The sequence below is a fragment of the Methylobacterium sp. AC832 genome (genome assembly GCF_979256025.1).
The window spans coordinates 61,440-75,784 of the sequence record NZ_CEEDMV010000007.1 but is presented as its reverse complement, the minus strand read 5'-3'; the positions used below and the strand labels follow the sequence as shown (position 1 = coordinate 75,784).

The 14,345-nt window shown below is 65.3% G+C and carries 11 protein-coding genes; 2 read left to right on the top strand and 9 right to left on the bottom strand.

Annotated elements, in window-relative coordinates; translation table 11 throughout:
- Positions 1-32 precede the first annotated feature (32 nt).
- The 5 genes from rpoB to AC0IXR_RS20380 all read right to left on the bottom strand — a co-directional run bounded on the left by rpoB (position 33) and on the right by AC0IXR_RS20380 (position 9,093).
- A complete protein-coding gene (gene rpoB, locus AC0IXR_RS20400) occupies positions 33-4,157 on the bottom strand; it encodes a DNA-directed RNA polymerase subunit beta (RefSeq protein WP_056429690.1) in 4,125 nt (1,374 codons plus the stop codon).
- Between the two features lie 247 nt (positions 4,158-4,404).
- On the bottom strand, positions 4,405-4,776 hold the full coding sequence (rplL, locus tag AC0IXR_RS20395) for a 50S ribosomal protein L7/L12 (protein WP_018044238.1): 372 nt from the start codon (positions 4,774-4,776) through the stop codon (positions 4,405-4,407).
- Positions 4,777-4,833: 57 nt separating this feature from the next.
- On the bottom strand, positions 4,834-5,364 hold the full coding sequence (gene rplJ, locus AC0IXR_RS20390; RefSeq protein ID WP_056429688.1) for a 50S ribosomal protein L10: 531 nt from the start codon (positions 5,362-5,364) through the stop codon (positions 4,834-4,836).
- A 559-nt stretch (positions 5,365-5,923) separates the two neighbouring features.
- Positions 5,924-7,552 carry a B12-binding domain-containing radical SAM protein gene (locus tag AC0IXR_RS20385; protein WP_471761931.1) on the bottom strand — a complete coding sequence of 543 codons (1,629 nt, stop codon included), beginning with the start codon at positions 7,550-7,552 and terminating at the stop codon, positions 5,924-5,926.
- 206 nt (positions 7,553-7,758) lie between these two features.
- The gene (locus AC0IXR_RS20380; RefSeq protein ID WP_471761930.1) at positions 7,759-9,093 is read right to left on the bottom strand and encodes an aminotransferase-like domain-containing protein; all 1,335 of its coding nucleotides are present in this window, start codon (positions 9,091-9,093) and stop codon (positions 7,759-7,761) included.
- Positions 9,094-9,833: 740 nt separating this feature from the next.
- Between AC0IXR_RS20380 and AC0IXR_RS20375 the strand changes: the two genes are divergently transcribed.
- Both AC0IXR_RS20375 and AC0IXR_RS20370 read left to right on the top strand, forming a co-directional pair.
- On the top strand, positions 9,834-10,790 hold the full coding sequence (locus AC0IXR_RS20375) for a sulfurtransferase (protein ID WP_471761929.1): 957 nt from the start codon (positions 9,834-9,836) through the stop codon (positions 10,788-10,790).
- A 56-nt stretch (positions 10,791-10,846) separates the two neighbouring features.
- Entirely contained in the window at positions 10,847-12,010 is a 1,164-nt protein-coding gene (locus AC0IXR_RS20370; RefSeq protein ID WP_471761928.1) for a YeeE/YedE thiosulfate transporter family protein, read from the top strand.
- A 62-nt stretch (positions 12,011-12,072) separates the two neighbouring features.
- Here AC0IXR_RS20370 and rplA read toward each other — a convergent pair whose 3' ends face one another.
- From rplA to secE, 4 genes are all read right to left on the bottom strand, one after another.
- A complete protein-coding gene (gene rplA, locus AC0IXR_RS20365) occupies positions 12,073-12,771 on the bottom strand; it encodes a 50S ribosomal protein L1 (RefSeq protein WP_056429676.1) in 699 nt (232 codons plus the stop codon).
- 13 nt (positions 12,772-12,784) lie between these two features.
- Positions 12,785-13,234, bottom strand: coding sequence for a 50S ribosomal protein L11 (gene rplK / locus AC0IXR_RS20360; protein WP_018044245.1), 450 nt, complete (start codon positions 13,232-13,234; stop codon positions 12,785-12,787).
- A gap of 198 nt (positions 13,235-13,432) precedes the next feature.
- Positions 13,433-13,966, bottom strand: a complete 534-nt coding sequence (nusG, locus tag AC0IXR_RS20355; protein ID WP_056429674.1) for a transcription termination/antitermination protein NusG — start codon at positions 13,964-13,966, stop codon at positions 13,433-13,435.
- A gap of 67 nt (positions 13,967-14,033) precedes the next feature.
- Positions 14,034-14,336, bottom strand: coding sequence for a preprotein translocase subunit SecE (gene secE / locus AC0IXR_RS20350; protein ID WP_056429694.1), 303 nt, complete (start codon positions 14,334-14,336; stop codon positions 14,034-14,036).
- Between the last annotated feature and the right edge of the window lie 9 nt (positions 14,337-14,345).

Here is a 14,345-nt window from a genome sequence, read left to right as displayed (position 1 = left end):
CGGTGAGCCGGCGCGGGAGCGTATCGTGGGTCTTACTCGGCTGCCTCGGCGGGCGGGTCGAGCTGGTCGTTCGCGAGCTTCTTGGAGGAGGTGAGCTCCACGTTGAGGCCGAGCGAACGCATTTCCTTGACGAGCACGTTGAAGGACTCGGGGATGCCGGCCTCGAAGGTATCGTCGCCACGGACGATGGCCTCGTAGACCTTGGTGCGGCCGGCGACATCGTCCGACTTCACCGTGAGCATCTCCTGCAGCGTGTAAGCCGCGCCATAGGCCTCCAGAGCCCAGACCTCCATCTCGCCGAAGCGCTGGCCGCCGAACTGCGCCTTACCGCCCAGCGGCTGCTGGGTGACGAGGGAGTACGGACCGATCGACCGAGCGTGGATCTTGTCGTCCACGAGGTGGTGGAGCTTCAGCATGTAGATGTAGCCCATCGTCACCTTGCGGTCGAAAGGCTCACCCGTACGCCCGTCATAGAGCGTCGACTGCGCCGAGCGGTCGAGCCCGGCCATCTCCAGCATCGTCTCGATGTCGGCTTCCTTGGCGCCGTTGAACACCGGAGTGGCCATCGGCACGCCGCGGCGTACGTTGTTGGCCGCCTCCGCCATGTCTTCGTCCGACAGACCTTCGAGCTCGGACGGCGAGTAGATCGCCTCCATCTCCGCCTTGAGGGGCGCGATGTCGTTGCTGCGGAGGTAGGCGTCCACGGCGAGCCCGACCTTGCGGCCGAGACCGGCGGCAGCCCAGCCCAGATGGGTCTCCAGGATCTGACCGACGTTCATGCGCGACGGCACGCCGAGCGGGTTGAGCACGATGTCGGCATGCGTTCCGTCTTCGAGGAACGGCATGTCCTCGATCGGCACGATCCGCGACACGACACCCTTGTTGCCGTGACGGCCGGCCATCTTGTCGCCCGGCTGGATCTTACGCTTCACCGCGACGAAGACCTTGACCATCTTCATCACGCCGGGGGGCAACTCGTCGCCGCGCTGCAGCTTCTCGACCTTGTCGAGGAAGCGCTGCTCGAGGCGCTTCTTCGATTCGTCGTACTGCTTCTGCATCGCTTCCATCTCGGTCATGAGACGGTCGTCGACGACGGCGAACTGCCACCATTGCGAACGCGGGTACTCGTTCAGGAGCTCACGGCTGAGCGTGGTCTCCTTCTTGAAGCCCTTCGGACCCGCGATCGGCGACTGGCCGATCAGGACGCCGGCGAGACGGGCGTAGGTGTTGCGGTCGAGGATCGCCTGCTCGTCGTCACGATCCTTGGCGAGACGCTCGATCTCTTCGCGCTCGATGGCCTGGGCGCGCTCGTCCTTGTCGACGCCGTGGCGGTTGAACACCCGGACTTCGACGATCGTGCCGGTCACGCCCGGGGGAACCCGGAGCGAGGTGTCGCGCACGTCGGAGGCCTTCTCGCCGAAGATGGCGCGGAGGAGCTTCTCCTCCGGCGTCATCGGGCTCTCGCCCTTCGGGGTGATCTTGCCGCACAGGATGTCGCCCGCATGGACCTCGGCGCCGATATAGACGATGCCGGCTTCGTCGAGGTTCTTTAGCGCCTCCTCCGAGACGTTGGGGATGTCGCGGGTGATTTCCTCCGGACCGAGCTTGGTGTCTCGGGCCATCACCTCGAACTCCTCGATATGGATCGAGGTGAACACGTCATCCTTAACGATCCGCTCGGAGAGCAGGATCGAGTCTTCGAAGTTGTAGCCGTTCCACGGCATGAACGCGACGAGCACGTTCCGGCCGAGTGCCAGCTCGCCGAACTCCGTCGACGGACCATCGGCGATGATCTCGCCCTTCTTGACCTGCTCGCCCACGCGGACCAGCGGCTTCTGCGTGATGCAGGTCGACTGGTTGGAGCGCTGGAACTTCTGCAGGCGGTAGATGTCGACGCCGGGCTTGTTGGCATCGGCCTCTTCGGTGGCGCGGATGACGATACGGGTCGCATCGACCTGATCGACGATGCCGGAGCGGCGCGCCGCGATGGCGGCACCCGAATCGCGGGCGACCACGGCTTCCATGCCGGTTCCGACGAACGGCGCGTCGGCGCGGACCAGCGGCACCGCCTGGCGCTGCATGTTCGAACCCATCAGAGCGCGGTTCGCATCGTCGTTCTCGAGGAACGGGATGAGTGCGGCAGCTACCGAGACGAGCTGCTTCGGCGACACGTCCATGAGGTCGACGCGGTCCGGCGGCACGACGATGACGTCGCCGGCCCGACGGCAGACCACGAGGTCTTCCGTCAGCTTGAAGCTCTCGTCCATCTGGGCGTTGGCCTGGGCGACGTAGTACTTCGCCTCTTCCATGGCCGAGAGGTAGGAGACCTCCTTCGTCACCACGCCGTCCTTCACGCGACGGAACGGGGTCTCGATGAAGCCGTACTTGTTCACCCGCGCGAAGGTGGCGAGCGAGTTGATGAGACCGATGTTCGGGCCTTCCGGCGTCTCGATCGGGCAGATACGACCGTAATGGGTCGGGTGCACGTCGCGCACCTCGAAGCCGGCGCGCTCACGGGTGAGACCGCCCGGGCCAAGCGCCGAGAGGCGACGCTTATGCGTCACTTCTGAGAGCGGATTGGTCTGATCCATGAACTGCGACAGCTGCGACGAGCCGAAGAACTCACGCACCGCGGCCGCTGCCGGCTTCGCGTTGATGAGGTCCTGCGGCATCACCGTGTCGATATCGACGGAAGACATGCGCTCCTTGATGGCGCGCTCCATGCGGAGAAGGCCCAGGCGGTACTGGTTCTCCATGAGCTCGCCCACCGAACGCACACGGCGGTTGCCGAGGTGATCGATGTCGTCGATCTCGCCCTTGCCGTCGCGCAGGTCCACCAGCGCCTTGACGACCGCGAGCATGTCCTCGCGGCGCAGGGTGCGCACAGTATCCTCGGCATCGAGGTCGAGACGCATGTTCATCTTCACGCGACCGACGGCCGAGAGGTCGTAGCGCTCGGAATCGAAGAACAGCGAGTGGAACATCGCCTCGGCGGTGTCGAGCGTCGGCGGCTCGCCGGGACGCATGACGCGGTAGATGTCGAACAGCGCGCCTTCGCGGGACGAGTTCTTGTCCACGGCGAGGGTGTTGCGGATGTAGGGACCGACATTGACGTGGTCGATGTCGAGGACGGGAAGCTCCGAAACGCCGACCTCTTCCAGGCTCTTGAGGAGCTTGTCGGAGATTTCGTCGCCGGCCTCGGCCCAGATCTCTCCGGTCTTCGCGTTGACCAGATCTTCGGCGATGTACTGGCCGATCAGGTCCTCGTCGGTGGCCTTCAGGAACTGGACGCCGCGCTCGCTGATCTGGCGGGCGTTGCGGGCGTTGAGCTTCTTGCCGGCTTCGAGGACGACTTCGCCCGAATCCGCGTCGACGAGATCGACGGAGGCCTTGAAGCCCTTCAGACGGTCGGCATCGAACGGCACGCGCCATTCGGCGCCGTCGCGATCGTAGATGACGCGGTTGTAGAAGGTGGAGAGGATCTCCTCGCCGTCGAGGCCGAGGGCGAACAGCAGCGACGTCGCCGGAAGCTTGCGCTTACGGTCGATACGCACATGCACGATGTCCTTGGCGTCGAACTCCACATCGAGCCACGAGCCGCGATAGGGGATGATGCGCGCGGCAAAGAGCAGCTTGCCCGAGGAATGGGTCTTGCCCTTGTCGTGATCGAAGAACACGCCCGGCGAGCGGTGCATCTGGGAGACGATGACGCGCTCGGTGCCGTTGACGATGAAGGTGCCGTTCTCCGTCATCAGGGGCATGTCGCCCATGTAGACGTCCTGCTCCTTGATGTCCTTGACGGACTTGGCACCGGTATCGGGGTCCACATCGAACACGATGAGGCGCAGCGTCACTTTGAGCGGGGCCGCGAAGGTGATGCCACGCTGGCGACATTCGTCGACGTCGTATTTCGGCTGCTCGAACGTGTACTTCACGAACTCGAGCAGGGCCGTTGCCGAGAAGTCGGAGATCGGGAAGACCGACTTGAAAACGGTCTGCAGGCCTTCGTCGCCCCGTCCGCCTTCCGGCTCGTCCATCATCAGGAACTGGTCGTAGGACGCCTTCTGAACCTCGATGAGGTTCGGCATCTCGGCGACTTCCTTGATCTTGCCGAAAAACTTGCGAATGCGCTTGCGACCGACCAGCGTGTTGGCCATGGGTGACCTCGCTCCTACGTCCCGCGTACCGGGTGCCCGGGGAAGGCTTTATGCCTCCCGCGACCAGGCGATGAACCTGTCCCGCCGGACGAAGCCCACCCGAAATGAATGCCGCCGGTCCGTTCCAGGACCGCCCGGTCGCTTGAAGCGACCTTAGCCCACGGGTCGGAGACCCGCGGGCGTCGGTGCCGGCCGGCCCCGAAGGGACCGACCGGAAGTGACGGGCCTGATTTGGCCCATCGGCAACTTACTTGAGCTCGACCTTGGCGCCGGCCTTCTCGAGCTGGGCCTTGAGCTTCTCGGCCTCTTCCTTGTTGACGGACTCCTTGACAGCCTTCGGAGCGCCCTCGACGAGGTCCTTGGCTTCCTTGAGGCCGAGGCCGGTGATCGCGCGGACCTCCTTGATGACCTCGATCTTCTTGTCGCCAGCGGCGGTCAGGAGAACCGTGAACTCGGTCTGCTCCTCGACGACGGCGGCCGGGCCGGCGGCCGGGCCGGCAACGGCGACGGCAGCGGCGGCGGAGACGCCCCACTTCTCTTCGAGGAGCTTGGCGAGGTCGGCGGCTTCGAGAACGGTCAGCGAGGACAGGTCGTCGACGAGCTTGGCAAGATCAGCCATGGTGATGTTCCTTTAGATGTCGGTTTGAACGGGTGATGAGGGAAGGGCGATGCGGCCTCAGGCCGCTTCGTCCTGAGCCGCGTCCTTGGTGGCATAGGCTCCGAACACGCGAGCCAGCTTGGCAGCCGGTGCGCTGACGACCTGGGCGATCTTGGTCGCGGGAGCCTGGATGAGGCCCACGATCTTGCCGCGCAGTTCGTCGAGGGACGGGAGCGACGCAAGCGCCTTCACACCGTCCGGGTTCAGAGCTGTCGTTCCCATGGCGCCGCCGAGGATCACGAGCTTGTCGTTACCCTTGGCGAAGTCCACCGCAACCTTCGCAGCCGCGACCGGATCGCTCGAATAAGCGAGCAGGGTCGGACCCTTCAGGAGGGGCTTGATGGAGGCGACGTCCGTGCCATCGAGAGCGATGTTGGCGATGCGGTTCTTGGTGACCTTCACGGTGGCACCGGCCTGCTTCATCTGCGCGCGCAGCTTCTGCATCTCGGCGACCGTGAGGCCCTTGTAGTGGGCCACGACGACGACGGACGTGTTCGCAAACACGCCGTTGAGCGTCGAGACGAGATCAGCTTTGGCTGTCCTGTCCACTGGGGCTCTCTCCGGTTGGCGGGTCCCCCTCGAAGAGGGTCCGCCGGTTGCACATGCCGCCCGGAACGGAACTCGGCTCAGCGAGAAGCCGGAACGTCCTGGACGACGCTTCACGGCCCTGTCCCCTGACATCCTCCGGAACGGTGGACGGCACGGGCGAGATGGTTCAAACCGATACCTGCCTGCGCCGCGAATCGCGGTGCCGATAGGGTGTTGAATTCGGTCTTCCCCGTCTGTGCAGGCTGGGGAATTAAGCCGGTTGCCCGGCGCCTGCAGTCTCGGACAGGACATGGCCGGACGAGGCTTGAAGGAGCTGCTCGCCCCTTAAAGCCTTCCGGCCATTATCGCCTGGTTGCCCAGGCGAATTCGCATGTCGGATATCGACCGATTGGTCGAATCCTTTCAAAGTGTGAAATACGTGGAGCGGGGTCTATAGGCCCTAGCAAGCGCCCTGCCAAGTGCCCGAGATGAAGAAATCCGCTTCGCATGTACGATTTTGGTTGACGGGATTTTCTCCCGCCTGTTCGGCGGGAGCATCTTCGGGCGCGTACGGAAGTCCCTATGTCGGCAGGAACTTACGCGCGGCCTGCCACCAGGGCGTCCGGGCATTCTCCAGCTTCTGCTCGGCCTTGGCCGCGTAGAACGAGGCGTTGTGTTCGCCGCGCAGGGCTTCGCGGGTGAAGCGGATCAGGTGATGGGCGACGAATCCCATGTTGAAGACCGCCTCGATCTGTCCGCGCTTCAAGGCATGGCCGGCCGCGCGCCAGAATACGCCGCGGTAATCGGACAGGATGCCCACGCGCAGGGCGATGTTGAAACCGAGCACGAGACCGCGACGGAGATTGGTCCGTGTGAGCTTGCCCCTGGTCGGCGTCTTGATCCGGTGCGGATAGGTCCGCTCCACCTGATAGCGGAAGCGCGCGAACAGGTTCTCCGGCTCGTAGGCATGGGCGATGGCCCGGCGCCAGCTCGCCACCACATCGTCATGCGGGCGCTTGAACAGGACGTTGGATTCCAGCGCCGCGTCATGGGTGAGACGTCCCTCGCGGGTCAGCCGGTCCCAGAGCGGTGTCTTCGGCAGGGCCTGCAGCAGGTTCATCGTCAGCACCGGCACCGCCGACTTGTCGACGAAGTCGATGAGCTTCTGCTCCGAGCCGTCCGTTTCGGTGTCGAGGCCGAGGATGATGCCCGAGGTCACTTCGAGGCCGAAGCTGTTGAGAGTCTCGATGGCCTCGTACATCGGCACGGCGGCGTTGTGCTTCTTGTCGATGCCCGCCAGCGCGTCCTCTTCCGGCGTCTCGATGCCGACGAAGACGGTCATGAAATTCGCCTGCCGCATCAGCTCGAGGATGTCAGGCTGCTTGGCCATGTTCAGGGTCGCCTCGCAGGCGAACTGAAGCGGGTAATGGTTCTTCTTCTGCCACTCCACGAGGTGGGGCAGCATGTCCTTCGTCGCCTTGCGGTTGCCGATGAAATTGTCATCGACGAAGTACACGACGGCCGGATGGCCCGGCTGGGAGATGATCGCATCGAGCTCGCCGAGCATCTGCTCGGGAGTCTTCAGGCGGGGCTGACGGCCGTAGAGCTGGGGGATATCGCAGAACTCGCAGCGATAGGGGCAGCCGGAGGAGAATTGCAGGGAGCCGATGAGGTAGCGCTTGAGGGGAGCGGCCTCGTAGGCCGGCGCCGGGAAATCGGAGAGCGGCAGACGCTCCTTGGTCTCCAGTCGAACCTGGCTTGCCGGAATGGACACGTCGCGGTCGAGGACCGACACGAGTTCGTCGGTAGCGTCGCCGATTTCGCCGATATGGAGATAGTCGAACTCTGGATATTGCTCGGGCGATCCGGAGACCGAGGGGCCGCCGAGCGCCGTGACCTTACCGGCCGCATGCGCCCGAGCGTAGATGTCCCGGATCTGGGGTGCCTGGATGTGCATGCCGGACACGAACACCGCATCGGCCCAGGCGAAATCGTCCGGCCCGGCCCGTTTGATGTTCTCGTCGATGAACCGGTACTCCCATTCCTCCGGCATGTAAGCCGCGATGAGGAGCAGGCCCTGAGGCGGCATGAACGCCTTTACCCCGCCCATTAACGGGTAGGCGTGGGCGAAAGTCCCGAAGGACGGCGTGTATGCGGGAAAGACGCACAGGATGCGTCGTTTCGAGGTGACGGAGAGGGTGCATCGCATGGCGGCATACCTAGCACAGACAGGTGCGAAGGCGTCACCCTCGCATGTTGATTTCTTTGCCCTTTCCAGGGCGGGTTTTGATCGTGCCCAAGCCGGAGCCGTGACGTTCGCGCGCGTTTGACGCAGCCTCGAACGGGTCGCGCCGATTCAAGCGTGCGGTGCGACTGTCCGGCATCGGCCGGTAGGCTTCGAATGGCTCCGAGAGCCTACTCCACCACGGCCTCGTCCCCATCGAGGACGAGGCGCCGCAATGTCCGTAGAGCGCTGTCCAGACGCGCGAAAGGTGGCGAGCCGAGGGCGAGGCGCACCCCATTCTCCGGTGTCGAGGTCCCGACGGCGAAGGCGCTGGCGGGTGATACCGCGACACCGTTGCGCGCCGCGGCAGCCGCATAGCGTTCGGCGCTCCAATGGGAGGGCAACGAGAGCCAGAGGTGGAAGGCTCTCGGGTCACCCCGCACGTCGAGGCCCGCCAATGCTTCCCTGGCGGCATGCTGGCGCGCGGTCGCGTCCGCCCGCTTGGCGGTCTCGATCCGCCTCGCGGTTCCGTCGTCGATGAGGTGGAGCGCCATCGCCAGGGGAAGGCCGCTCGCCGTCCAGGCTCCGGTGCGGATCGCGGCGCCGAGCCGCTGCACCAAACCGGAGGGCGCCGCGACGAAGCCCAGGCTCAGGCCGGGAGCCAGCCGTTTCGACAGGCTGTCGATGAGGATCACGCGGTCCGGTGCCAGGGCCGCCAAGGGTTCCTCGTCACACAGGAAGCCGTAGACGGAATCCTCGATACAGACGAGGTCGTGCCGGTGGAGGGCCGACGCTACGGCGCGCCGCCGTTCCGCGCTCATGCTCTGGCCGAGGGGGCTTTGCAGGACGGGCTGCAGATAGAGGGCCCGCAGGGGCTTCTCCCCATGCGCTCGCTCGATGGCATCGGGGGTCACCCCCTCCGTATCCATCGGTAGGGCGACGAGCTCGATACCGAGGCGGTGCGCGAGGCCTTTGACGATGGGATAGGTCATGGCCTCCACCCCGATCCGGTCGCCGGGTTGGGCCAGCGCCGCCATGGCCGCAGCGATGCCCTGACGTCCCGTCCCGGTGAAGAGGACGGTTTCGGGATCGGCCGACCACCCTCCCCGCGCGAAGAAACCGGCCGCCTTGGCTCGCGCCGGCCCGGCCGCGCCCGGCCTGACGGGTGGGAACGTGGCCTGAATCCGAGCCGGATCGAGAAGAGGCTTGAGGCTGGCGGCGAGATCCGCCGCTTGATGGGGCAGGATGGAGAAGACGTGTTCGAGATTGACGAGGCCGCCTTCCGCCTCTCGTTCGCCTGCCGCGTCCGGCTCCGCGTTGCGGATGAACGTACCGCGGCCGACTTCTCCGGTGACGAGCCCGCGCCGCGTGAGCTCGGCATAGACTCGACTGGCGGTAGAGACGGCGATCCCGCGCTCGTATGCGAATTGCCGTTGCGTCGGCATCCGGCTTCCCGGGGCCATGCGCCCCTGCGCGATATCCGCAGCGATCCCGTCCGAAATCATCCGGTAGTCGGCCAAGCTCATATTGTTCCGAGTGCAATGTATTGATTGATTCGATTCAAATTCGGATCAATGACGAGTTGCGAGCGAATGGAGCCCCATCGAGATGCCGAACCGCGATACTCTAGGGCCGATCCTAAGTCCCGATCCGAAGGTCGCTTTCCTTCCTAGCCTAAGGACCTCTTCCGACCAAGCACAGAGGCAACTTTCACCTGGGCCCCTCGGGATCCTATCAATCTGGCTCAGGCGCTTCACCGGGAGGCGTACAATTCGGGAATTGACCTCGGAGCAAATTAGAGAGCTCGATCTCGATCCCGTGGCTTTGCGCCTGGAAGCCGCGAAACCGTTCTGGCGTGCATGAACCTGAAGACAGCGTCGGAATCCGGGAGCAGGCTTGTGCCGACGGGTCGCAAAGCCCTCGGGCTACCGAGCGAGGAATTATCCACGCTCAGGGCTCCGGCGCTGCGGGGTATCTCGGACTCGGTTCCGGGTAGCCGCGACGTCACCGGATTCATCGGCTTTCACGGACGGCTCAATGGCGAAGATAATCCCTGTCTTTTTAGGCTCGCATTGGAACCTATATTCCAACATCACTCAAATATTTGAAAAACCATTGTATTGATTCCGCTGGCGATCGGAAACACCATCATATTGTCAAGTTTCGGGGCGTGGCTCGTGGTCGACGATACGACCCGGGCGGCACGGTCGACGGCCGAGCACAGCCCACCGCGACGCGACGACCTTATCCTCGCCGGAGCGCGCCCGTGTCCTTCAGAACCCTTCTTGCCGCTCGTATTGCGCTGGCCGCCTTGGCGTTGCCGACGATCGGGCATGTGGCGGCGCATGCCGCCGAACAGAAACAGGCCCAAACCAGCCCCCTCGTATCCACCGAGTGGCTCGAGGCCAACCTAAGCTCGCCGAAGCTGCGGATCGTCGAGGTCAGCGTGGAGCCGGGCGTGTACGAGCGCGGCCACATACCCAATGCGCAGAACGTTCTCTGGCACACGGATCTCGTGGAGACGGTGAGCCGCGACATCGCGGGACCGGACAAGTTCGCCGCTCTGATCCGCCGTCTCGGCATCGACCGCGACACCACGGTGATCCTCTACGGCGACAACAACAATTGGTTCGCCGCCTGGGGGGCTTGGGTGTTCGCGCAGTACGGTCTCGTCGACGACGTGAAGCTGCTCGATGGTGGCCGCAAGAAATGGGAGGCCGAGAAGCGGCAGCTCGATACCCGCAGCCCCGACGTGGCCGCCTCGGCCTTCCCCGTCACGCCGGTCTCGACGGGCCAGCGCGCCCGTCTCGCGGACGTGCTCGCCGTGGCGCGCAAGGAGCGGGACGAGACGATCCTCGATATCCGCTCGCCGGATGAGTTCTCGGGTAAGCTCATCGCGCCGGCGGGCGTACAGGAACTCGCGATCCGGGCAGGGCACATCCCCGGTTCGGTGAACGTGCCCTGGGCCAAGGCCGTGAACCCAGACGGCACCCTGAAATCCGTGCCGGAGCTGAAGAAGCTCTACGCCGATGTGGGGATCGATGGGTCCAAGCCGGTCATCACCTCCTGCCGCATCGGCGAGCGCTCGAGCCATTCCTGGTTCGTGCTCAGCCGCGTCCTCGGCTACCCCGTGCGGAATTACGACGGGTCCTGGACGGAATACGGAAACGCCGTCGGCGTGCCGGTGGTGAACCTTGCCGGGACGGTGTGGTCGGGCAAGTGACGGCCTCACCGATATCCGAACCTCCAGCGCCCGGTCCTTCGACCGGGCGTTCCCCCGTGCCGTTGCGGGTCGCGTCGGCGGCCCTGATCGGCGTGAGTATCCTGGCCGCCGCCTTGAATCTCTCCGGCGATCCCGGCAGCAGCCGGCTCGCGCTCTCGCTGACATTCGGAGCCCTGTTCGGCTTCGTGCTCCAGCGCTCGCGCTTCTGCTTCCTCTGCCTGTGGCGCGATCTGATCGACCGGCGAGACCCGCGCGGCGCCCTTGGCATCCTCGCCGCGCTCGCCGTCGGCACGGTCGGCTACGCTGTCGTGCTGGGGGCATGGCTGCCCGATCCGAGTGGGGTGCGGTTGCCGCCCGACGCCCATATCGGTCCCGTCGGGCCGATCCTCGCCCTTGCCGGTGCCGCTTTCGGAGCGGGCATGGCGATCTCGGGCTCCTGCATCGGCGCTCATCTCTACCGCCTCGGCGAGGGATCACCCACGGCACCGTTCGCCCTGGTCGGAACAGCCCTGGGCTTCGTCCTCGGCTTCCTCACCTGGAACACGCTCTATCTCGCAAGTGTCTCGGAAGCGCCCGTCATCTGGCTGCCCCGGCATCTCGGCTATGCCGGCAGCCTCGTCCTCACTCTCTCGGTCCTGGCGGCTCTGGCGATGCCCCTTCTGCGGTGGCTGCCGCCTGCTGATGCGCTGCCATCGAGGCGCGTCGCGCCGCTGCGTGCCGTCTTCGTCGAGCGTTGGCCGACCTGGCTCGGCGGACTCGCTGTCGGCGCTCTCGGAACCTTGGCGTATCTCAGGGTCGGCCCCCTCGGCGTCACCGCCGAGATTGGCGGACGGGCGAGGCAGGCCGCTGCCGGGCTCGATCTCCTGCCCTCGCGCCTCGAAGGGCTCGACGGATTTCGTGGCTGCGCCACCGCCATCCGCGATGCAATCCTGACGCCGAACGGGGTATTCATCGCGGGGCTCGTCGCGGCGTCCCTGGCCGCCGCTCTGGCGGCGGGGGAGTTCCGCCCCGCCCTGCCGACGCGAGGCCAAGCCGTGCGCGGTCTCGTCGGCGGCCTTCTCCTCGGCTGGGGCGCCATGACCGGTCTCGGCTGCAGCGTCGGAACGTTGCTATCGGGAATCATGGCGGGCGCCGCATCCGGATGGGTCTTCTGCGCGGCGATGTTCGCCGGCCTCACCGCGACGCTTCTCGCTGGCCGGCGCTTGAAGCTTCTCGCTTAGACAAAAGAAAACGCCCGGCCATGACAGCCGGGCGTTTCCTATTTTCGTCAGGTGACTACCGATCAGGCGGTCAGCACGGTCGACGGCTCGACCTTCACACCGGGGCCCATCGACGACGTGACGGCGATGCGCTGGATGTAGGTGCCCTTGGCGCCGGCCGGCTTGGCCTTGGCCACCGCGTCGGCGAACGCCTTGATGTTTTCGACGAGCTTGGTCTCGTCGAAGGAGACCTTGCCGATGCCGGCATGGACGATGCCAGCCTTCTCGACGCGGAACTCCACCGAGCCGCCCTTGGCGCCGGCGACCGCGGACTTCACGTCCATGGTGACCGTGCCGACCTTCGGGTTCGGCATCAGGCCGCGCGGGCCGAGCACCTTGCCGAGACGACCGACGAGCGGCATCAGGTCCGGGGTCGCGATGCAGCGGTCGAACTCGATCTTGCCGCTCTGGACGATCTCGAGCAGGTCCTCTGCGCCGACGATGTCGGCACCGGCTGCCTTGGCCTCGTCGGCCTTGGCGCCGCGGGCGAACACCGCCACCCGCACGGTACGGCCGGAGCCGTTCGGCAGGTTGCAGACGCCGCGGACCATCTGGTCGGCGTGGCGCGGGTCGACGCCGAGGTTCATCGAGATCTCAACGGTCTCGTCGAACTTGGCGCTGGCCTTCTGCTTCACCAGGGCGATCGCCTCGGCGATCGGGTAGAGCTTGAGCGCGTCGATGCCCTCGCGGGCGGCGCGGATGCGCTTGCCTTCATGTGCCATTGTGCCCTCCCCCTTAAGCGACGACGTCGAGGCCCATGGCCCGCGCGGAGCCACGGATCATGGCGACGGCGGCGTCAACCGAGTCGCAGTTCAGGTCGGGCATCTTCTTCTCGGCGATCTCGCGAAGCTGAGCTTCGGTGACCTTGCCCACCGTCGGGCCCTTGCCCGGAGTCTTGGAGCCGGAAGCCGGCTTCTTGCCGATCTTCAGACCGGCAGCCTTCTTCAGGAAGAAGGTGACCGGCGGCTGCTTCATCTCGAAGGTGAAGGAGCGGTCCTGATACGCCGTGATGACGACCGGGATCGGCGTGCCCTTCTCGATCTGAGAGGTCTTCGCGTTGAAGGCCTTGCAGAATTCCATGATGTTGAGGCCGCGCTGACCGAGCGCGGGACCGATGGGCGGCGACGGGTTCGCGGCGCCGGCCGGAACCTGAAGCTTCACGTAGCCCGTGATCTTCTTTGCCATAGGGACTGCTCCCAAATGTAGCCCGTCGCCCGGCTGCCTCGAGCACGAACGATACGAGCGGTTGCAGGTCGCGGTGCGATCCGTGGATCCCGGCGGCAAACCGGGCGGACCTCCCGCGGGTTATGACGAACGCGAATCGCGGACGGCGAGGAGGCTTTGCCTACCTTCGCCATCCGCGTTTCGTCATTCGCCTGACGATCAGACCTTCTCGACCTGAGCGTATTCGAGTTCCACCGGAGTGGCGCGACCGAAGATCGACACGGCGACCTTGAGGCGCGAACGGCTCTCGTCGATTTCCTCGACGGTGCCGTTGAAGGATGCGAAGGGACCGTCGGAGACGCGGACGGTCTCGCCGATCTCGAAGGAGATCGAGGGCTTGGGACGATCGACGCCCTCGGCGACCTGCCCCTTGATACGCTCCGCCTCGGAATCGGGAATCGGGACCGGCTTCGACTTGTCGGCGCCGAGGAAGCCCGTGACCTTCGGGGTGTTCTTGATGAGGTGGTAGACTTCGTCGGTGAGATCGCATTTCACCAGGACGTAGCCCGGGAAGAACTTGCGCTCGGCATCGACCTTGCGGCCGCGGCGAACCTCGACGACCTTCTCGGTCGGAACCATGACCTCGTCGAACAGCTCCATCAGCCCGCGCTGCGCCGCCTGATCCTTGATGGACTGCGCGACCTTGTTCTCGAAATTCGAGTAGGCGTGGACGATGTACCAGCGTTTCGACACGGTTCTCACCAAATCCTGACGTCGGCCTGCCCGGTCGCGACGACGCGCCCAGGAAGACTCAGTTGTTCTAGGCGCCGACCCCGAGGATCAGGGTCACGATGTAGCGCAGTGCCTGGTCCACGACCGTGAAGAAGATGCTCGCCGCCACCACCATGATGAACACCATGATCGTCGTCACGGTAGTCTCCTTGCGGCTCGGCCACGTGACCTTGCGGCCCTCGTCGCGCACCTGGGACAGGAACTCGGCCGGGCCGACGCGCTTGGGCGCGGGCCGCACGGGCGGAGTGCCCCGAGGCGGCGTCGGCGTGGCGGCGCCGCGCTGCGGAGTGCGCGCCAGATCCGCCTTCTTCGTTGCTTCGTTCGATGCCATTGATGCCAA